This is a genomic window from Amycolatopsis sp. NPDC051372 (assembly GCF_040682095.1).
Classification (GTDB): Bacteria; Actinomycetota; Actinomycetes; order Mycobacteriales; family Pseudonocardiaceae; genus Amycolatopsis.
In genome coordinates this window covers 242,680-260,608 of sequence record NZ_JBFBAF010000002.1, presented here as the reverse complement: position 1 = coordinate 260,608, position 17,929 = coordinate 242,680, and the positions used below count along the sequence as shown (strand labels likewise).

Annotated in this window: 20 protein-coding genes; 4 read left to right on the top strand and 16 right to left on the bottom strand. The window is 69.6% G+C overall.

Annotated elements, in window-relative coordinates; genetic code table 11:
• Window positions 1–58: 58 nt before the first annotated feature.
• The 5 genes from AB0M56_RS04940 to AB0M56_RS04920 are packed head-to-tail and all read right to left on the bottom strand — an operon-like array spanning window position 59 to window position 2,948.
• Window positions 59–448: a hypothetical protein gene (locus AB0M56_RS04940; RefSeq protein ID WP_364171162.1), complete on the bottom strand. Its 390-nt coding sequence runs from the start codon at window positions 446–448 to the stop codon at window positions 59–61.
• A complete protein-coding gene (locus AB0M56_RS04935) occupies window positions 445–711 on the bottom strand; it encodes a hypothetical protein (protein ID WP_364171161.1) in 267 nt (88 codons plus the stop codon). The genes AB0M56_RS04940 and AB0M56_RS04935 overlap by 4 nt, the downstream gene beginning before the upstream one ends.
• Before the next feature lie 12 nt (window positions 712–723).
• Window positions 724–1,827: a VWA domain-containing protein gene (locus AB0M56_RS04930; RefSeq protein WP_364171159.1), complete on the bottom strand. Its 1,104-nt coding sequence runs from the start codon at window positions 1,825–1,827 to the stop codon at window positions 724–726.
• Window positions 1,820–2,695, bottom strand: coding sequence for a MoxR family ATPase (locus AB0M56_RS04925; protein WP_364171157.1), 876 nt, complete (start codon window positions 2,693–2,695; stop codon window positions 1,820–1,822). Before AB0M56_RS04925 ends, AB0M56_RS04930 begins: the two co-directional genes overlap by 8 nt.
• 4 nt (window positions 2,696–2,699) lie before the next feature.
• Window positions 2,700–2,948: a hypothetical protein gene (locus tag AB0M56_RS04920; RefSeq protein ID WP_364171155.1), complete on the bottom strand. Its 249-nt coding sequence runs from the start codon at window positions 2,946–2,948 to the stop codon at window positions 2,700–2,702.
• Window positions 2,949–3,047: 99 nt separating this feature from the next.
• Here AB0M56_RS04920 and AB0M56_RS04915 point away from each other — a divergent pair, with 99 nt between their 5' ends.
• On the top strand, window positions 3,048–3,992 hold the full coding sequence (locus tag AB0M56_RS04915) for a LysR family transcriptional regulator (RefSeq protein WP_364171154.1): 945 nt from the start codon (window positions 3,048–3,050) through the stop codon (window positions 3,990–3,992).
• Window positions 3,993–4,001: 9 nt separating this feature from the next.
• Here AB0M56_RS04915 and AB0M56_RS04910 read toward each other — a convergent pair whose 3' ends face one another.
• Window positions 4,002–4,289, bottom strand: a complete 288-nt coding sequence (locus tag AB0M56_RS04910; protein WP_364171152.1) for an antibiotic biosynthesis monooxygenase family protein — start codon at window positions 4,287–4,289, stop codon at window positions 4,002–4,004.
• Window positions 4,290–4,354: 65 nt separating this feature from the next.
• Complete coding sequence (locus AB0M56_RS04905; protein ID WP_364171150.1) at window positions 4,355–4,519, bottom strand: hypothetical protein; 165 nt, start codon at window positions 4,517–4,519, stop codon at window positions 4,355–4,357.
• A 191-nt stretch (window positions 4,520–4,710) separates the two neighbouring features.
• Here AB0M56_RS04905 and AB0M56_RS04900 point away from each other — a divergent pair, with 191 nt between their 5' ends.
• On the top strand, window positions 4,711–5,043 hold the full coding sequence (locus AB0M56_RS04900) for a hypothetical protein (protein ID WP_364171149.1): 333 nt from the start codon (window positions 4,711–4,713) through the stop codon (window positions 5,041–5,043).
• 117 nt (window positions 5,044–5,160) lie between these two features.
• Here AB0M56_RS04900 and AB0M56_RS04895 read toward each other — a convergent pair whose 3' ends face one another.
• The 9 genes from AB0M56_RS04895 to AB0M56_RS04855 form a co-directional block, all read right to left on the bottom strand.
• On the bottom strand, window positions 5,161–5,484 hold the full coding sequence (locus AB0M56_RS04895; RefSeq protein WP_354875466.1) for a putative quinol monooxygenase: 324 nt from the start codon (window positions 5,482–5,484) through the stop codon (window positions 5,161–5,163).
• Between the two features lie 1,089 nt (window positions 5,485–6,573).
• A complete protein-coding gene (gene groL / locus AB0M56_RS04890; protein WP_364171146.1) occupies window positions 6,574–8,223 on the bottom strand; it encodes a chaperonin GroEL in 1,650 nt (549 codons plus the stop codon).
• Between the two features lie 50 nt (window positions 8,224–8,273).
• Entirely contained in the window at window positions 8,274–9,299 is a 1,026-nt protein-coding gene (locus AB0M56_RS04885) for an NAD(P)-dependent alcohol dehydrogenase (RefSeq protein ID WP_364171144.1), read from the bottom strand.
• Complete coding sequence (locus AB0M56_RS04880; RefSeq protein WP_364171142.1) at window positions 9,296–9,865, bottom strand: iron-sulfur cluster assembly protein; 570 nt, start codon at window positions 9,863–9,865, stop codon at window positions 9,296–9,298. The genes AB0M56_RS04885 and AB0M56_RS04880 overlap by 4 nt, the downstream gene beginning before the upstream one ends.
• Complete coding sequence (locus tag AB0M56_RS04875; protein WP_364171140.1) at window positions 9,862–10,896, bottom strand: amidohydrolase family protein; 1,035 nt, start codon at window positions 10,894–10,896, stop codon at window positions 9,862–9,864. Before AB0M56_RS04875 ends, AB0M56_RS04880 begins: the two co-directional genes overlap by 4 nt.
• Before the next feature lie 100 nt (window positions 10,897–10,996).
• Window positions 10,997–11,347: a propane 2-monooxygenase effector subunit MimD gene (gene mimD, locus AB0M56_RS04870; RefSeq protein ID WP_364171138.1), complete on the bottom strand. Its 351-nt coding sequence runs from the start codon at window positions 11,345–11,347 to the stop codon at window positions 10,997–10,999.
• Window positions 11,344–12,447 carry an aromatic/alkene monooxygenase hydroxylase subunit beta gene (locus AB0M56_RS04865; RefSeq protein WP_364171136.1) on the bottom strand — a complete coding sequence of 368 codons (1,104 nt, stop codon included), beginning with the start codon at window positions 12,445–12,447 and terminating at the stop codon, window positions 11,344–11,346. Before AB0M56_RS04865 ends, mimD begins: the two co-directional genes overlap by 4 nt.
• 54 nt (window positions 12,448–12,501) lie before the next feature.
• The gene (locus tag AB0M56_RS04860; protein ID WP_364171134.1) at window positions 12,502–13,551 is read right to left on the bottom strand and encodes an FAD-binding oxidoreductase; all 1,050 of its coding nucleotides are present in this window, start codon (window positions 13,549–13,551) and stop codon (window positions 12,502–12,504) included.
• 91 nt (window positions 13,552–13,642) lie between these two features.
• Complete coding sequence (locus AB0M56_RS04855) at window positions 13,643–15,280, bottom strand: aromatic/alkene/methane monooxygenase hydroxylase/oxygenase subunit alpha (protein WP_285966586.1); 1,638 nt, start codon at window positions 15,278–15,280, stop codon at window positions 13,643–13,645.
• 340 nt (window positions 15,281–15,620) lie between these two features.
• Here AB0M56_RS04855 and AB0M56_RS04850 point away from each other — a divergent pair, with 340 nt between their 5' ends.
• Together AB0M56_RS04850 and AB0M56_RS04845 are read left to right on the top strand one after the other, a co-directional pair.
• Complete coding sequence (locus AB0M56_RS04850) at window positions 15,621–17,339, top strand: helix-turn-helix domain-containing protein (RefSeq protein WP_364171132.1); 1,719 nt, start codon at window positions 15,621–15,623, stop codon at window positions 17,337–17,339.
• A 46-nt stretch (window positions 17,340–17,385) separates the two neighbouring features.
• Window positions 17,386–17,928 (top strand): enoyl-CoA hydratase-related protein, encoded by a 543-nt coding sequence (locus AB0M56_RS04845; protein ID WP_364171130.1) that lies wholly within the window; start codon window positions 17,386–17,388, stop codon window positions 17,926–17,928.
• Window position 17,929: the final 1 nt, after the last annotated feature.

The window sequence follows — 17,929 nt, the reverse complement described above, 5'->3', positions numbered from 1 at the left end:
GCATCGTCGCCGCCGACCGAGCGATCCGGCCTCATCCGTGGGGGATGAGAGGGGCGCCTCAGCGTTCGTGGCCGATCCACTCCTCGGCCCAGCTGTGATCGAACTGCGTTTCGTTGCAGCGCGGCCGGTAGACGGCGGTGAGCTCGCGGACGATCTGCTCGCGGTGCGCGGGCAGCCCACCGGGGACCTCGTAGGTGCAGATGTGCACCTTCCACCGCGAGCCCGCGCGGGCGATCCAGCACTGCGCGCGCGGGTGCCGCCACGGGAGGCTCGCCTGGGACAGGTCGTCCGCGTGGTTGACGTACACCACGGCGTAGCGATCGGGGCGGGCTTCGGGCTCGGGGCGGTAGAGCACGGCGTACACCGCGGCGACGGCGGGGGGCGTCCACCCGCCGAGCAGGCGGGGGCCCTCGAACGGGTACCCCGAAGCCGAGCCGAGGCGGATCACTCGTGTTCGCCGACGGCCTCGACGCGCCCGACCGGCAACGACGGCAGCCCGGCCTCCTTCGCCGCGCGGCGGAACTCCGCCGTGGCGAGCGTGATCGCCTTCTCCCGGTCGGGTGCCTCGACGAGCAGGCGCGCGCCGTAGCTCGTGGTGCCGATCCCGCTGGCGATCCCGCCCGAGGCCGCCACCGCGTCGGCCAGGCTCACGATCTCCTCGCGAGTGAACACGCGCTCGCCGTCCGCTTCGATCCCCACGCTCCACCGCATCGCCGGTGCTCCTCACCGAGCTCGGGGCAGCGCTGCCGCGAGCTCCTCCAGGCTGCGCAGGTCGTGGCCGGCCACCAGCAGGTCCACGTACGGCGCGGCGATCCTCATCCCGAGCGGCGCCGGGTCGAGGGCGTCGCCGTGCGGGTTCGTCCACACCAGCCGGTGGCACAGCCGCGACAGCCGCTCCACCGCCTTGGCCAGCACATCCGGGTCACCGCGGTCGAAGCCGTCGGAACAGATCACGACCACACCGCCGCGGCACCGGCCGCGCCGGCCGAAGGTGCGCACGAACTCGTCGAGCGCGGCGCCGATGCGGGTGCCGCCCTCCCAGTCGACCACGGCTTCGGCCGCTCGCGCCAGGGCTTCGTCGGCGTCACGGGTGCGCAGCTGGTCGGTGATCCGCGTGAGGCGGGTGCCGAAGCAGAACACCTCGACCTTCGCCGCGGCGCGGCGCGCGGAGTAGGCGAACTGCAGCAGCGTGCGTGAGTAGTCGGCCATGGAGCCGGAGACGTCGAGGACGAGGATCAGCGGCCGCAGCCGCACGCGGCGTTCGCGCCACCGCAGCGCGCGGGGTTCGCCGAACGTCCGCAGCGAGTCCCGGACCGTACGGCGCAGATCCGGTTCGCGGCCCTTGCGCGCGGGCCGGGTGCGGCGCGTGCGGCGTTTCGGCGGGGTGAGGCGAAGCCGGGCCATGATGCGGCGGATCGCCGCGAGCTCGTCGGGCGTGCAGGTGCCGAAGGACTTGCGTTTCAGGCTGTCCACATCGGACGCGGTGAGCCCGAGCAGCATGTCGGTCTCGTGCTCGTCGCCGGTGCGTTCGGGTTCGGGCAGCGCCAGCGTGGCGTCGACGCCCGACTCGGCGAGGATCGTGAGCAGCGCCGCGGGCGGTTCGCCGGCGCCGAGGAAGTAACGGCGGAACGTCTCGTCGTAGCGGGGGAGGTCTTCGTGGCGCTTCAGCAGCGTGGTGCGGCCGCCCCAGTAGAGGTCGGCGAGGTCGGTCGTGTCGAGAACGGTCATCGCGCGGCAGCAGCCGAGCGCGTCGCCGGAGCCCACGGGCAGTCCGGCTTCGCGCAGGGCCCGCGCGAAACCCACCAGCACGCGGGTGAGCTCAGCCACCGGAGGCGAGCTCCGCGAGGTGCTCACGCACCACGTCAAGGTCGTCGCGGTCCTTCACGACGGCGCCGAGCGTGTCGCCGGCGGAGCGTTCGTCGAGCGTGCGCTCGCCGAGGAACCGCAGCATGCGAGCCCAGTCGATGGTTTCGGCGACGCCGGGCGGCTTGGCGAGGTCGAGCTCCCGCAGCCGTCGCACCGCGGCCACGACCTGGCGCGCCAAGGTTTCCTCGACGCCGGGCTCGCGCACGAGCACGATCTCCACCTCGCGGTCGGCGCCCGGGTAGCCGAGCCAGTGGTAGAGGCAGCGGCGTTTGAGCGCGTCGTGCAGTTCGCGGGTGCGGTTGGAGGTGAGCACGACCAGCGGCGGGCTGGGCGCGACGATGGTGCCGATCTCGGGCACGGTGACCTGGAAGTCGGACAGCAGCTCGAGCAGAAAGGCTTCGAACTCGTCGTCGGCGCGGTCGATCTCGTCCACGAGCAGCACGGCCCCGGCGCCCGCGCGGACGGCGGCGAGCAGCGGCCGTTCGACGAGGAACTCGGGCCCGAACAGCTGCTCGACCACCTCGCCGGACTCGGCCTGGTGGTCCTGCAGCGCGCGGATGCGCAGCAGCTGGCGGGCGTAGTCCCATTCGTAGAGGGCCTGGGCGGTGTCGATGCCCTCGTAGCACTGCAGCCGGATGAGGCGGCGGCCGAGCACCGTGGCGAGCGTCTTCGCGACCTCCGTCTTGCCGACGCCGACCTCGCCTTCGAGCAGCACGGGCCGGTGCAGCCGCAGCCCGACCAGCAGCGCCGTGGCTAGGCCGCGGTCGGCGAGGTACGCGCCGTCGCGCAGGGCGGCGGTGAGCCCTGCGACGGTGTCCGGTTCGGTCATCCCGTTACGGCTGCTCGTCCGCGCCGAGCACGAGGTCACGCACCGTGCTCGTGCCGGGCTTCAGCTTCCCCTCGCGGGCGAGCTGGTCGTGCCACGCCGTGTGCAGGTCGCCGTTGTCGGCGAGCCCGCCGTACCCCACGGCCGACATGTTCTTGCACGAACGCTGGGGCCCGCAGGCCGCTTCCAGCTCGTCGGCGTCCTGGCCGTGGGCGCGCCAGACCTCGCGCAGGACATGCAGCGCTTCGTCGTCCATGGGGCGAGTGAACACCGCGGGCGCGGTTGCGGAGCTCTGGATTAACCCTTTGCTTAAGGAGTATTGTCCAGGATTCGGGGTTACCGAGAGTATTTGACCATGACACTGGGCCAGCTCAACGCGTTCGTCCTGGTGGCGAGGCTGGGGTCGGTCACCGACGCCGCGAAAGCGCTCGGTGTGAGCGAGCCCGCGGTGTCGCAGGCGCTGGCCGCGCTGCGTCAGCACCACGGCGACAAGCTGCTCATCAAGCGCTCGGGCGGCATGACACTCACCGCGGGCGGCAGCCGGCTGCTGCCCATCGCATCGCAGATGGTGGCACTCGGCGCCGAGGCCGACGCCGCCGTGCGCCAGGCCAACGGCGTCGCGGCGCGCTTGCAGCTGGCGGTGACCAGCGAGATCGCGGAGTTCGTCGCCAACCCGCTGCTGGAGGCGTTCACGCGAAGATCGGGCAACGCCATCGACGCGTCGTCCGGGCTTGCGCGCACCGCCGAGCTGCCCGTGCTCATCACCAACCGGCTCGCCGATGTCGCGCTGGGCCCCGATGTCACCGGCGACAGCGGCGACCTCGACTGCACGCCGATCTTCCGCGCGTCACTCGTGGTGGTCGGCTCGCCGCACTGCCGCCACCAGGGCAGCCCGGCGCACTGGCCGTGGCTGCTCGACCCGGCGGGCGCCGACCCGGGCAGCGACACCGGCCGGCTGCTGGCCCGCCTCGGCGTGCCCGACGACGCGATCCAGGTCTTCCCGAACCAGACGGCCGCGTGGTCGGCGGCCGCCAGCGGGGGCGGGGTGTCGGTGGCGCTGGAGCACCTCGTGGCGCCGCAGCTGCGCCGCCACGAGCTGGTTGTGGTGCCGACGCGTCACACGCCGATGTCGACGTGCTGGTACGTGACCACCCTGCCGACCGACCGCCGCACGGGTGCGGCCAACTCGCTGCGCCACTTCCTGACGACGCCGGCGGCGATGCACGTGATGCGCGCGCCGGGCAGCGGCGTGCCGCCTTCGCGGTTCCGGCCGCCCGTGTACGTGACGATTTGGTCTTAGCCTTTTCGGTCAGGTCAGTTCGCGAACGCCGGCGACGTCGTACTCGGCCACTTCGGCGGCGAGGATCTCGGCGTTCTGCTCGTCGCTCGAGCCGCTGCCCCGGAACGCCTCGACGGCCGCCCGCGACTCCCAGCGCTCGAAGACGACGATGCGCCCAGGGGCCAGCAGGTCCGCGGCGAGGGAGAAGCCGAGGCAGCCGGGCGCGTCGCGGGCTTGCTCGACCACGCGCACGCAGCCGGCGAGGTAGGCCTCCCGCCGGCCGGGGGCGACGACGAGGTGCCCGGCGACGATGAGCATGTGCCACTCCTTCGCCGCGCCCCACTCGGAGACGATTTCCGTTGCGGCGGCGGCTTTTTCGTGGTCTATCCGTTGTTTTTCAGTAGGGGAGCGGACTTGCGCGTGTTGCCGGTCACGAGGTTCCCGATGCTCACCCCGACACCGAACCCCACCTCCGCCGCCCAGGCGAAGCCCAGTGCCGTCGTGAGCGCGATGCTCAACGCCAATCCTGGCTCTTCCTTGCGGGACAACGGTTTCACTCCTTCGGTCGTTCTTCGTGGTGTGCTGGTCCGCTCCTGCACGGATGCTGTCATGTCCCCACCGTCCGTCGAGTCAGCGGCGTCCACGCTAACAACGTGAGCCGTGGTGGCCAGGGACTTCACCCGGACGTTGTAATCGACGAGGATCGTGACCGGCAGCGACTCGACGAAGGAGTGACCACATGGGACTCAAGGACATCACCGCGTCCACAGCGGAGCTGTACACGGCGCAACGCGTCTACGGTGACCCGGTCGAGAAAGATGGCATCGTTGTCATCCCGGCGGCCATGGTGACCGGCGGCGGGGGCGGCGGACAGGAGGCGCCGGACAAGGAAGGCGTCGGCTTCGGGCTCTTCGCCCGCCCGACGGGCGCCTTCGTCATCCGCGGCTCGGAGGTCTCGTGGGTGCCCGCCGTGGACGTCACGGCCTGGGGTCTCGCGGTGGGTGGGATGGTGATCTCACTGGCCTGGATCCTCACCCGCGCGACCCGGCGCCGGCGGGGCAGAAAGCGCTGACGGCGTTCCCGGGCGATATCCGAGACGATTTCTCGGGTGAATTCTCGGGCGATGCGGCCGGACGGGTCCGGACCCTTCGCGGCGGTCCGGACCCCGTCCGGCCTGTGGTGGGAGCGGTCAGTCGACTCGGAGTTCGCCCATCGGGCTCCAGCCGGCGCCGGGGGCGTCCAGGCTGACGATCTCCGGGGTGCGGGCGATGACGCCGGGCATCCACGCCATCGCGTCCGCGAAGTGCGGCGATTTCACGTGCGCGCGGCCGGCGTCGGGGTCGGCGAAAGCCTCGACCAGCACGAACTGGTGGGGCACGTCGACGCTGCGCGACCACTCGAAGAACAGGTTCCCGGGCTCGCGCCGGGTGGCGAGGGTGAAGTCGTCGACCAGGCCGAGCCAGTCCTCGCTCCGCTCGGGCCGGACGGTGAACTTGACGACGATGAAGATCATGCTGTCCTCCGAAAGGGGCACAGACGGCGCACGAGGCCACGCTGCCTCGTGACCGGGCGTGAGCCGGGCGCCGCGACCACCCGTACTCACGACCGGCCGCGGCCCCCGGCGGGCGTCCCGCGCCGGGAACCGAGTCCGGGTTCGCCGGGGCGGCGTTCCTTCGCCCCGGCTGCCGTTGCCACGGCTGCCTCACTTGCCATTAATGCTGGCAACCTGCCATCGCGGTGGCAGATTGCCCTGGCAACCGACTGGTCCGGCTGTCCGCTTGCCACGGGCTGTGACACGTTGCCGTTCCGTCGGTCGCTTGCCACGGCGCCGCGCACTCGCCGTGGCGCCTCGTCCTTGCCGTGGCGTGTCGCGCTTGCCGTGGCGTCTTGCCCTTGCCGTGGCGTCTTGCCGCTGCCACGGCTATCTGCGGCACTCACGGCAATTCGCCGTCGCCGTGGCGTCTTGCCATTCCCGCGGCAACTGCGGCTTTCGCGGCAACTCGCGGTTGGTCATGGCAACTCGCCGTTGTCTTGGCCAATTGCCGGTTGCCAGTTGCCACGCCCTGGCGACTGGCCGATGCCGTGGCGACTTGCCATTCCCGCCGGCGCGTTGCCCTTGCCCAGGCGTCTCGCCAGGGCAAGGGCGACTTGCCGTTGTCGGTGGCCAGTTGCCATGGGTATGGCGGCCGGCCGTTGCCGTGGGTCTTGCCGTTGCCATGGCGGCTTGCCCATGGCTTGGTGGCTTGCCGCTGGCGTGGCTGGCTGTCACGCCGTTCCGGCAACGGGCGATTCGCCGCGGTGGGTTGCTAGTCGGTGTGGCTTGGTGCCAACACCCTTGGCAAGCTGCGAATCACGTCGCGGGATGCCGTTCGGTTTGGCAATTCGCCACCTGGGTCGCTTCCTTGCCAGGGCGATCGGCCGGTTCGGCGGCTTGGTGCCAGAGTTCCCGGCAACAAGCCGTTGTGTCGGACATTTGCCAGAACACGGGCACCTTGCCGATCGACCACGCGACGTACCGTTCACGCCACCACCGTGCCGCTCGCTCGACGGGACCGAAACCGGTTCCGCATTCGGCCCCGTCGAGCGGTGGCGCCCGGCCGGGTCAGTAGATGTTCGAGGGCCGCACCATGCCCTCCGCGAGGTCACCGAAACCGGGAGCAATGATGGCGCCCGGGTTCTGGATGATCTCCTCCACCACGAGCGTCTCCGTGGTCAGCAGCAGAGCCGCGATGGACGCCGCGCTCTGCAACGCAGAGCGGGTCACCTTGAGGGGATCGATGACGCCGGCCTCGAACATGTCGCCGTACTCACCGGTCAGCGCGTTGAAGCCGTGCCCTGGAGCGGACGAGCCGACCGCCGCGAGGACCTCGTCGCCGTCGTAGCCGGCGTTGATGGCGATCCAGCGCAGGGGCTCGACCAGCGCGCGCCGGACGATGTCGCGGCCCACGGCGGCGTCGCCGGTGAGGTCGAGGCTGTCGACTTCGGCGCGGGCCTGCACGAGGGCGGTGCCGCCGCCGGCGACGATGCCCTCCTCGATCGCGGCGCGCGTGGCCGACAGCGAGTCCTCCACGCGGTGCTGCTTCTCCCGCAGCTCGACCTCGGTGGCCGCACCGACGTGGATCACCGCGACGCTGCCCGAGAGCCGGGCGATGCGGGCCTGCAGGCTGTCCTGGTCGTGCTCGTTCTCGGCGCGCTCCAGCTCCCGCTTGATCTGCTCGATCCGCGCGGAGACCGCGGTCTCGTTGCCGGCCCCGCCGACGAGCGTGGTGCTGCCCTCGGTGATGGTGATGCGCCGGCAGCGGCCCAGCTGTTCGAGGCGCACCGCGTCGATGCTCTGCCCCGCGTCGCCGGTCACCACCTCGCCGCCGGTGAACACGCCGAGGTCCGACAGCTCCGCGATGCGGCGGTGGCCGAAGCCCGGCGCCCGCACCACGACGGAGCGGAACGTGTTGTGCACGTTGTTCGCCACGAGCATGCCCAGCGCGGGCCCGTCCACGTTCTCCGCGATGATCACCAGCGGCTTCTGCGTGCGGGTCACCTGCTCCAGGACCGGCATCAGCGTCTGCACCTTCGAGATCTTCTCGTTGGTGAGCAGGATGTACGGGTCCTCGAACACCGTCTCCATGCGGTCCTTGTCGGTGGCCATGTACGGCGAGATGTAGCCGTTGTCGAACTCCACGCCGTCCGCGAAGTTCACCTGCAGCCCGAACGCCGGCGACTCCTCCACGGTGACCACACCGCCGAGCCCGACGCGGCCCATCGCCTCGGCGATGATGTCGCCGATCTCCGGGTCGTTGTTCGCCGAAAGCGTCGCGACGTGCGCGAGGTCGCCCGCCTCCGTCACCTCGCGGGCGCCTGCCTGCAGCACCTCGACCACGCGCTGCACGGCCTTCTGGATACCGTTCTTCAGCAGCTGCGGGTTGGCGCCCTCGTCGACGGCGCGCAGGCCTTCGCGCACGATCGCCTGCGCCAGCACGGTGGCGGTGGTCGTGCCGTCGCCCGCCACCCCGTTGGTCTTCATCGCCACCTCCTTCACCAGCTGCGCGCCCATGTTGGCGAACGGGTTGCGCAGCTGGATCTCCTTGGCGATGGTGACGCCGTCGTTCGTGATCGTCGGGGCTCCGGTGAGCTTCTCGATCACGGCGTTGCGTCCCTTGGGGCCGAGCGTCACCTTCACCGCGTCGGCGAGCGCGTTCACGCCCGACTCCAGCAGCTGGCGGGCTTCGACGTTGAAGCGCAAGTCCTTGGCCATGTCTGTCCTTCTCCTACGGTGGTCGTGGTCGCGGCTGAACCTGCCGGCGGTCAGGGTACGAGGATCGCGCGACCGCGGACGAGGCCGCGGTCCAGATCGTCGAGCGCCTTCTCGAAGTCGGTCAGGGCGTACGTACTGGTGTGCAGCGCGACTTTTCCTTGCGCGGCCAGCACCATGAGCTCGGCGAGATCCGAATAGGACCCGACGAGGTTGCCGACGAAGTTGATTTCGGTGGAAATGATGTCGATGGTCGGCACCGCCAGCGTCCCGCCGTAGCCGACCACGTAGTAGTTCCCGGCGCGTCGCAACATCTTCACGCCGGCCTCGATCGCGCCGCCCTCGCCCACGAAGTCGACGACGGCTTCCGCGCCTTCGCCGCCGGTGAGCTCGAGCACCGCCTGGGCTTCCGAGCCGTCGGCCACCACGAGGTGGTCGGCACCGAGCTCGCCCGCGAGCCTCAGCGCCTCCGGAGACCGGTCGACCACGATCAGCTCTGCCGGGCAAATCGCCTTCAGCACCTGGATGCCGATGTGGCCGAGCCCGCCCGCGCCGATCGATACCACGCGCTCACCCGGGTGCAGGTGGGCCGCCGCCTTGCGGGCGGCGTGGTACGCGGTGAGCCCCGCGTCGGCCAGCGCCGCCACGGCCGCCGGTTCGAGCGAGGAGTCCAGCTTTACCACAGCCCGCGCGTTGGTGCGCAGGTATTCCGCGTAGCCGCCGTCACGGTCGATGCCCGGGAACGCCGACTGTACACAGTGGACGTCATCGCCCGCGCGGCACGCCTTGCACAGCCCGCACGTGGCGAGCGGGTGCAGGATAACCGGGTCGCCCACGGACACCGACGTGACACCCTCGCCGATCTCCGCGACCCAGCCCGCGTTCTCGTGGCCGAGCGTGTAGGGCAGTGTGACGCCCGACTTCTCCGCCCACTGGCCCTCGATGATGTGCAGATCCGTGCGGCACACGCCGGCGCCGCCGATCCGCACCACCACGTCGAGCGGCCCCGTCACGTGGGCGTCGGGCACCTCGACGAGTTCGGGGGTGCGGTCGTAGCCGCGCAACTGCACCGCTTTCACGACGGTACCTCCTCTCGCACCTCGTCGCCGGTCCGGTAGTACCGCGGCTTCGTGCTGTCCTCGATGGACACGCGCACGCTCTTGGCGAACCGCAGCAGGCTCTCGCGCTCGGGGGACTGCTGTGCATCGACCTGCCAGCCCTCGTCCACCAGCTTGCGCACGGCCCGCTCCATGCAGGCCAGGTGTGCTTCGCGCCGGAAGCCCGCCGGGAGCTCGGCGAGCTCACCTCCGGCCTGTTCAGGGACCGAGCCGCCGAAGCCGGCCGCGGTGACCTCGTCGCCGGCGCGCCGGCCCTCCAGCACGATGTCGACCGTGTCGACGCTCGGCAGGCTCAGCACCGCATCGTGCGCGTCGGCCACCATCAGGTACGCAAAGTTGGGCGCGCAGAAGTACGCGGGCAGCCGCAGCCGCACCGAAACCGAGTGGCCGCGGTCGTTGTGCAATCGCACGCGGACGCCGGCCACGAACCCGAGATCCGTGATCGGCTCGTGGAACTCGGGGTCCACGACGTCGGCCAGGGCACGCCAGACTCTGCTGGTCAGCGTTTCCGCTGTCGCCGCGGTCATGCCGGGACCTTCGAACTCGTCCCGGCGCCCGCGCCGGCACCGGCCATCCCGGCGGTCACCTCCGCAGGCACTTCGAGGTCGTAGAGCTGCGCGGCGTTGAGGCCGAGGATCTTCTTCTTCGCGTCGGTGGACAGCGTGCCGTAGTCGCCCTGCATGTCCTCGGGGAACTCGAAGTCCACGAAGGACTCGACAAGCCACTTCGGCTGCCAGATGGCGTAGTCGCTGGCGAAGGTGATGCGGTTCTCCCCGAGCCAGTACAACAGCTCGCCCACGACCTGCGCGAAGTAGCGCGGTCGCGTGTGGATGAACGGCATCGCCACGGCGAGGCAGGCGTAGACGTTGGGTTCCTGCGTGGCGATCCAGCAGAAGTCCTCGAACCGGGGCAGGCCCACGTGCTCGACGACGAAGTTCAGGTTCGGGAACGCGACGGCCGCGTCGTCGATGTCGCCGACATCGGCCGAGTCCCGCTCGCTGCGGTCGATCGACGGTCCTTTGTGGACGTGGACGTTGCGGATCCCCAGCTGCTCGCACTTCTCCAGGTACCGGTGGGCCCACGGGTCCGACAGCTGCCAGCCCTTCGACTCGCCCTTCCACTCCGCCGTGTACAGCTTCACGCCCTTGAGGTCCCATCGCTCGGCCAGCGCTTCGAGCTTGTCCAGCCCGGCCTCGCCGTCGCGAGGGTCGAAGGCGCCGTTGACGATGAACTTGCCGGGGTTGTTCTCCGCGACGGCCCCGTCCTGCTCGGTCGTGTCGAACCCGTTGACGTAGAACTCGGTGAGGTAGGTCGGCTGGAAGATGGCCTTGTCCACGTAGCCCGTCGTGAACAGGTCGTCGATCAGTGTCTCCTCGGAGTACTTGCCGAACTTCTCCAGCGACCACAGCCACTCGGCGGGGCTGAGGGTGCGGTGGTGGTCGTAGAAGCACTCGATGAAGCCCTTGCCGTACCGGTTGGCCTGGTTGGCGGGCGAGCCGTCCCAGAAGTGCACGTGGCTGTCGACGATGAAATAGCTCTCGCCGTCCTTGCGGTACATGGGGAGTCCTTTCGCGGGAAGGGCCCCGGGGCCAGGGCCGGGACGGCGAGCACCGTCCCGGCCCGGCCCCCCTCGGGGCGAACCGGTGTCCGTGCGCGGGCTACTCGACCGGTTCGAGGTCGAAGTCGATGTACTCGGCCGCGTCCTCAGGGTTGGCGAACAGCACCGTCTCGTCGTCGAGGTGGACCATGCGCCCGTAGTGCGTCGACATGATCTCCTCGAAGTCCGGCTGCCCGAAGTCGAAGCCGATCGCCTCGGAGATCTCGTCCCAGTTGAAGACGATCTTGTTAGTGCCGTCCACGCGGATCATGGACGGGTACTCCGCCACCGTGACACCCGGCTTGCCGCGCATGACCTCAGCCACGACGTAGCCGTTCTGGTTGTTCATCAGGGTGACGCCGCACATGTTCGACGCGGTGCGGTCGACGGTGAACTGCCTGCTCGCGGTCATGAAAGCAGCCCTTTCGGTTCGTCGATGGAGAGATCGGACAAGAGGCTGCGCAAGCCGGTGACCGACGCGTCCCAGGACTCGGCGAAGGTCACGACCTTCTCCTGCGGCTGCGACCAGATCGGCTGCAGCGTGCGGGCGGCGGCCTCGGACACCGGCACCCACTTCTCGAGCCACGAGGTGAGCACCTGCTTGTTGTGCGCGGAGTGCTCGGCGTCGCTGGTGAGCATGGCGAACAGGGCCCGCGTGTAGCTGCGGTCCCGCTCGTAGTCGTGCTCGCCGGCACCGACGACGGTCGGCGTGACGTAGTCGCCGTTGCGGGCGGCGACCTGCATCACCAGGTGGCTGCGGAACAGCACACCCACGAGCGACTCGAACACCACGTTGGCCGCGAAGAGCGACTCGGCCCAGTCGCCGATCGCGGTCAGGCGCTCCACGTTCTCGCGCACGCCCTGCCACGCCGGGTCCTCGTGCCACACCGAGCGGTGCACCGAACCGTCGAACTCGATCTCCGACTCGGTCACGTCCAGGTTGTACAGCGCCAGGTCCTGGGCGAAGCGCAGCTTGTGCGCGGTGTTCACGGCGATCGCGTTGTTGATCATGTTCGTCGGGGCCGAACGCTGCTCCGAGCAGAACACGTGCATGCCGAGACCGTGCTCGGCGTGCATCCACGCACCGAGGTGCCGCTCCACGAACTTGCTCCAGCTCGGCGCCCAGTTCTGGTAGGCGCCGGCCTTCTTCGCGTTTTCGAGGTTGAGCTGGATCTGCCGGACGACGTTGGAGTTGTTCCGGAAGATCGTCTGTTCCCACTCCTCGTTGGGGTCGAGGAACTGGTGCCAGTTGCCGGACTTGAGCTCCGTCCACTCCTTCGGGTAGCCGCCGGGGCCGTCCGCGAAGCCGTAGATCCAGCCCTGCGAGAGGTGCCGATCGGGGTCGGGCTGGACGTCGAAGGTCACGTCCTCGTACATCGTCGCGCGCATCTTGCGCGGCTTGAAGTAGTTGTAGCTACGGCTCTTCGAGCTCGGGAAGTCCAGCAACCCGGCTTCGGCGCCCGTGAACTCGGGCTTCGGGAAGCTCTGCTGGGGCTTTTCCGTACTGACCATGAGCACACCTCTCTGTGTGTGGTGGTCTGCTTCGGGTGGGATCGGCCTGCGGGGTCAGTCCTCCGCCGCGGCCGTGATCGTGAACTTGTCGTAGAAGACCTGATCGGACGGCACACCCAGGCTTTCCAGCAGGGGCAGGGCCGCGTCGATCATCGGCGGCGGGCCGCACAGGTACACGTCGCATTCGGCGAGGTTGTCCTCCCGCCGTTCGAGCACCTGGGTCACGAGCCCGAGCTCGCCTTCGCCGTCACCCGGCCAGCCCTCGGGAGCGGTGTCGGACAGGCACGGCACGAACCGGAACTTCGGCAACTGCCGGGCGAGCTCCGCCATCTCCTCGAGGTGGAAGAGGTCCCGCTCGGTGCGGGCGCCGTAGTAGTACACGACCTCCCGCTCGTTGCCGCTTTCCGCCATCTGCCGCAGCAGCGCCAGGATGGGGGACATCCCGGCCCCGCCGCCGACGAAGACCAGCCGCCGATCGGAGCTGACCCGCAGGGTGAACGTGCCGTACGGCCCGGTCACCTCCAGCGGGTCGCCGGCGGAGAGGGGTCCTTCGAGCAGCCCGGAGAACTTGCCACCGGGGTAGCGCTTGATGATGAACTCGAGGATCCCGTCGGCCACCGTGACATTGGCCATGGAGAACGAACGGTGCTCGTCCGTGCCCGGGATCTTGATGTCCACGTACTGCCCCGGGTGGAACCGGATGCCCGCGTCCTCGTCCACCTTCAGGCGGACGAGCGAGATGTCGTGGGTCAGGTCGGTGATCGAATCCACCGTGGTTCCCGCCGTGACGACCGGCAGGCCGGACCGGATCATGTCCTCGTCGTAGTTGGTCAGCTCGATCTCGAGGTCGGAGTACGCGTGCCCTCGGCAGAGCAGCACGAACCCTTCCTCGCTTTCGTAGTCGGCCAACGCGAACGTGGAGTACCGGTCCATCTGCAGGTCGCCCTCGAGCAAGAAGGACTTGCACGCCGAGCACTGCCCCTCCTTGCAGCCGTGCATGAGCATGACGCCCTGCCGGAAGGCCGCATCGAGGATGGTCTCGTCCTCGTCGGCCTCGATGTCGATGCCGACCGGTTCGAACCGGATCTTGTGCTTGTCGCCCATGGACGCCGCTCCTGGGGATGGGGGCACCCACCGGGGTCCCGGGGTTCGAAACCCTCGGAACCCCGGCGGGATACCGTTTCGGGGTGCGGCCTCAGGCCACCGTGACGTTCGGGTTCGCCTTGTACGCGGCGATGTGCGCCTCGCGCTCGGCGTCCGACATCTTGTTGAGCGCGATGTTCGGGCTGCCGAAGGTGATCCCGCGGACGTCGTTGAGAGTCCACAGCTTCTTCGGGTCGTCGAGGTCGAGGTGCGGCTGCGGGATGAGGGTCTTCCCGTCGTCGCGGACGTAGCCGAGGTCGGAGATGATGTCGGCGAGGTCCATGCCGTCGTAGAGCGTCTCCCACTCGCGCTTGCCCGTGAGCCGGCCCATGTTCGGGGTCTCGCGGCCCTCGTACTCGCCGCGGAACGCCGTGGTGTCGGTCCAGGCGCAGGTCTCCGAGCAGTAGGTGCGCCACTGGCCGTCGACCTTCTCGGTCACCATGTCCTCGCGGATGAGGGCGGGGACCATGCAGGTCCAGCAGCGGTGCGGGTACTCGTAGCCCACGTTCTCGAACGCGATCGGCTTGTTCTTGCCCGGGTAGCGCAGGCGGTTGTACGCCTCCCACCACTTGCCGAACTGGTTGTACCAGCCCGGGTACTTCGACTCGAACCACTCGAAGTCGGTGTCGGTCATCGGGTCGATGCGCCAGTAGTTCACCGGCCACCCGGTGGCGAAGAACTGCGCCACGCGGTGCACGTAGTGCTTGTTGATGATCCGGTTCCACGCCTCTTCGACGAGGTCGTGGGGGATCTTCAGGCCGTACTTCTCGAGCGGGATGAGGTAGCTGCGGTAGTAGTCGTCGTAGATCCACCGACGCCACATCTCCGCGTAGCTGTCACGGTCCTTGCGGCGGTCCTTCGTGCCGTACTCGATGAAGGTGCCGATGGCCGCGTCGACCACGCAGTGGTTGTTCCACCACGCGTACCGCAGGTCGCGCTCGAGCAGCTGCCGGTTGTCCTCGTCCGCCAGCGCCATCAGCAGGATGGAGTAGCCGTTGCTGATGTGGCGGGACTCGTCGGACTGCACGGAGTGGAACACCGTGGGCAGCAGGTAGTCGCCGTTGGCCGCCGCCTCCGAGGGCATGGCGACGAACAGGGTGTTCGTGAACGCGGTCTCGGCCACCACCGTGAGGTAGATGTTCGCCGCGGTGATCGCGTCACCGGTGATGAAGCCCTCGCCGAACTGCCGGCCGATCGTGCCGGCGTAGTTGTTGGAGAACGCCTTCTCCGTGATGTCGAACCCGGCGGGGTCGATGTAGTGGTTCATGTAGAGGCGCTTGAGGTTCATCTGGATCGTCGAGTGGCGAACCTCGTCGATCATCTGCACCGCGAGGCCGTTGTGCACCTCGGGGTTCGGCACCGCGTCGATGGCCATCGGCATCGCGCGGGCGGCCGAGATCTCCGGGAACGGGATGATGGACAGGAACAGCTTCTGCCACTCCATCCAGCGTTCCTGGACCTGGCGGAACATGTTGCCGCGGATGGCGCCGTCCATGGCGCCGAACACGCGGTTGTCCTTTTCCTCCTCCATCGGGAAGTAGGACCGAAGGATCTGCTTGAGCGGGTCCTTCTTGGGGGCCTTGTCGAACTTGTAGTCGGTCCCGAAGCGCTTCGCGGGGGTCGCGAAGGTCGGTTCCCACGACAGTTCCGTGATCTTCTTGTGCGCCTTGCTCAGACTTTGTCGACTCACGCCGTGTACCTCCACCTGATCGGTCGTCGGCAGTTCCTGGCTCGGCTTGGTTCGCGCCGCTCGCGGGTGGTGATCCGGTACCCGGCCGCCTGGCCGCCGGGCACCGGATGCAGCTCGCACGTCGCCGTCCGGATGCAGGGAATGACACCGCGAGTACCCTGTGATGGTGGTCTCAATATGAGACAGGCAGTGGTCGGTGCTGCCGTTATGGTGACTGGCACACGACGTCGTGTGCCTGGCCGGGGCGCACGACGCCCTTCTGCCGGGAGGTGAGGCTTTGACCGACGCAGGCGCCTCCATTTCGTCGCCGGACAGGCTGGCGAACGCCAGGGAGCAGTTCTTGTCCACGGAGGAGGTCGACGCGGAAAGCGTCCGCAAGACGATCCTCGCCTCGTGGTGGCGCTCCCGTACGCACCAGGTAGCCGCCGACCACGTGAAGACCCCGTACGTGGCGGATCCGAACCTCGAAACGCCGCTGCTGCAGAGCGCGGGCGCGGTGCTCGACGCGCTGGAGGACAAGCTCAGCGACCTCGCCGTGAGCGTGGTGCTCACCGACGACCAGGCGCTGGTGCTGGACCGCCGGACGGAGGACCGCGCGCTCGAGCGGTACCTCGACGGCGTGCAGCTGGCGCGCGGGTTCAGCTACGCCGAGGAGTTCGTCGGCACGAATGGGATCGGCACGGCGCTCGAAGGCAGGCAGGCGACCGCGGTGTTCGGTCACGAGCACTACGCGGAGAACCTCGACACGCTCGCGTGCGCCGGCGTGCCCATCCGCCACCCGATCTCGGGCCAGGTCCTCGGCCTGCTGGATCTCACGTGCTGGAAGAAGGATGCCGGCCCGCTGCTGCTGGCGCTGGCCAAGGCGACCGCGCACGACATCGAGACGGAGCTGACCACTCAGGTCGGCCTGCGCGAGCTGAGCCTGTTCTCGGCGTACCTGCGGGCGTGCCGGCGCGGGCAGGGGATCGTGCTCGCGGTCAACAACGACCTCGTGATGCTCAACGACCACGCCCGCCAGCTGCTCGTGCCCGAGGACCAGGCCGCGCTGCTGGCCCGGGCCGTCGAGGCGCTGAGCTCGCAGTCGGACCGCTCGCTGTCGATGGACCTGCCCAGCGGGGCCCGTGCGCGGCTGTCGTACACGCCGGTCTCGAGCGACGTCGGCCCGGCCGGCGGCGTCGTGCGGGCCCGGCTGCTGCAGGAGCCCGAGGTCGTGTCCGCGCGGATCGACACGCGCCAGCCCGTGCTGCCCGGCATCGTCGGCACGGGCGCGTTGTGGGTGCGGGCGTGTCACTCGGTCGGCCGCTTCGCGCGCGACCGGAAGTGGACCGTGGTCGAGGGCGAACCCGGCAGCGGCAAGCTCGCCATCGCCCGCGCCGCGCACTCCGGCTCCACGGCGAGCGCGCCTTGCGAGGTCGTGGAGCTCGACGGCATCAAGCCGGGGGAGTGGGAGGCCCCGGTGCGGCGCGTGCTGCGCAAGGGCCCGGGCACGGTGGTGTTCCGCCACCTGGACAAGCTCTCGCAGCAGGAGCAGCGGGCATTGGCCGCGGTGCTCGACGACGCGCGGCTCGACGCCCGCGTGTGGGGCGTCGCGACGGTGGCGGAGGGTGAGCAGGACGGTCTCGACACCGACCTGATGCGCCACTTCCCGACGTCGGTCACGGTGCCGCCGCTGCGCCACCACATCGAGGACGTGCGCGTGCTCGTGCCGTTCCTGCTCGCGCAGCTCGGCAAGGGCCCCCTGCTGCACTGCTCGCCGGCCGCCCTGCAGCTGCTCCTGCGCAACGAGTGGCCGGGCAACGTCGCCCAGCTGCGGCAGGTGCTGCGCAAGGTCGTGCACACCCGCCGCGCCGGCGTGATCGAGCCCGAGGACCTGCCGCCGGAATGCCGGACGGTGGTCAAGCGCGTGCTCAACCCGCTGGAGTCGCTGGAGCGCGACGCGATCGTGCGCAGCCTCCTCGACGCCGACGGGAACAAGTCCCGCGCGGCCCATTCCCTGGGCATGTCGAGGGCCACGATCTACCGCAAGATCCGGGACTACGGCATCGACATCCCCTCGTGAGCCATCTCGCGTGGGGCGCTGCGATCGGGTGCGGGGAGGACGGCGCATGATCGACCTGGAGCACGACCACGGCGTCGCGGTGGTCCGGATGCACGAGAACCCCTGCGGGAGCATGGTTCCCGAGACACTGGACCGGATCACCGCCGCGCTGGGCTACATCGGCGGCTCGTACGCGGTCGTCCTCACCGGCGGTGACGACGTGTTCGCCCGCGGCTTCGCCGGCACGGCGGACCGGCTGGAGCGGGCCGTGCTCGCCATCGCGAACCACCCGAGCCCGGTCGTCGCCGCGATCGGCGGAGACGCGCTGGGCGCCGGCTACGCGCTGGCGGCGGCCACCGACCTGCGCGTGATGGCTCAGGGGCGGCTCGGGCTCGGCGCGGTCGCGCACGTGCCGCCCGCCGTCGAGGCGGTGCTGCGCCGCCACGCCGGCCCGGTCTGGCGCACGGTCCGCTCGGGCGAGCGAACGTTCACCCCGGAGGCGGCACTCGTCGCCGGACTGGTGGAAACGTGTTGCGCCCCAACCGATCTGCTGCACGTGGCGGTGGAGCGGGCGGCGCGGCTGGCCGGCGGGGCCAAGCAGTTCTGCTGAG

Excerpts from the sequence above, each read along its gene's own strand:
- AB0M56_RS04935 (WP_364171161.1), bottom strand. The coding sequence starts at position 711 with ATGCGGTGGAGCGTGGGGATCGAAGCGGACGGCGAGCGCGTGTTCACT.
- AB0M56_RS04925 (WP_364171157.1), bottom strand. The coding sequence starts at position 2,695 with ATGACCGAACCGGACACCGTCGCAGGGCTCACCGCCGCCCTGCGCGAC.
- AB0M56_RS04920 (WP_364171155.1), bottom strand. The coding sequence starts at position 2,948 with ATGGACGACGAAGCGCTGCATGTCCTGCGCGAGGTCTGGCGCGCCCAC.
- AB0M56_RS04915 (WP_364171154.1), top strand. The coding sequence starts at position 3,048 with ATGACACTGGGCCAGCTCAACGCGTTCGTCCTGGTGGCGAGGCTGGGG.
- AB0M56_RS04910 (WP_364171152.1), bottom strand. The coding sequence starts at position 4,289 with ATGCTCATCGTCGCCGGGCACCTCGTCGTCGCCCCCGGCCGGCGGGAG.
- AB0M56_RS04900 (WP_364171149.1), top strand. The coding sequence starts at position 4,711 with ATGGGACTCAAGGACATCACCGCGTCCACAGCGGAGCTGTACACGGCG.
- AB0M56_RS04895 (WP_354875466.1), bottom strand. The coding sequence starts at position 5,484 with ATGATCTTCATCGTCGTCAAGTTCACCGTCCGGCCCGAGCGGAGCGAG.
- groL (WP_364171146.1), bottom strand. The coding sequence starts at position 8,223 with ATGGCCAAGGACTTGCGCTTCAACGTCGAAGCCCGCCAGCTGCTGGAG.
- AB0M56_RS04880 (WP_364171142.1), bottom strand. The coding sequence starts at position 9,865 with ATGACCGCGGCGACAGCGGAAACGCTGACCAGCAGAGTCTGGCGTGCC.
- AB0M56_RS04875 (WP_364171140.1), bottom strand. The coding sequence starts at position 10,896 with ATGTACCGCAAGGACGGCGAGAGCTATTTCATCGTCGACAGCCACGTG.
- mimD (WP_364171138.1), bottom strand. The coding sequence starts at position 11,347 with ATGACCGCGAGCAGGCAGTTCACCGTCGACCGCACCGCGTCGAACATG.
- AB0M56_RS04865 (WP_364171136.1), bottom strand. The coding sequence starts at position 12,447 with ATGGTCAGTACGGAAAAGCCCCAGCAGAGCTTCCCGAAGCCCGAGTTC.
- AB0M56_RS04860 (WP_364171134.1), bottom strand. The coding sequence starts at position 13,551 with ATGGGCGACAAGCACAAGATCCGGTTCGAACCGGTCGGCATCGACATC.
- AB0M56_RS04845 (WP_364171130.1), top strand. The coding sequence starts at position 17,386 with ATGATCGACCTGGAGCACGACCACGGCGTCGCGGTGGTCCGGATGCAC.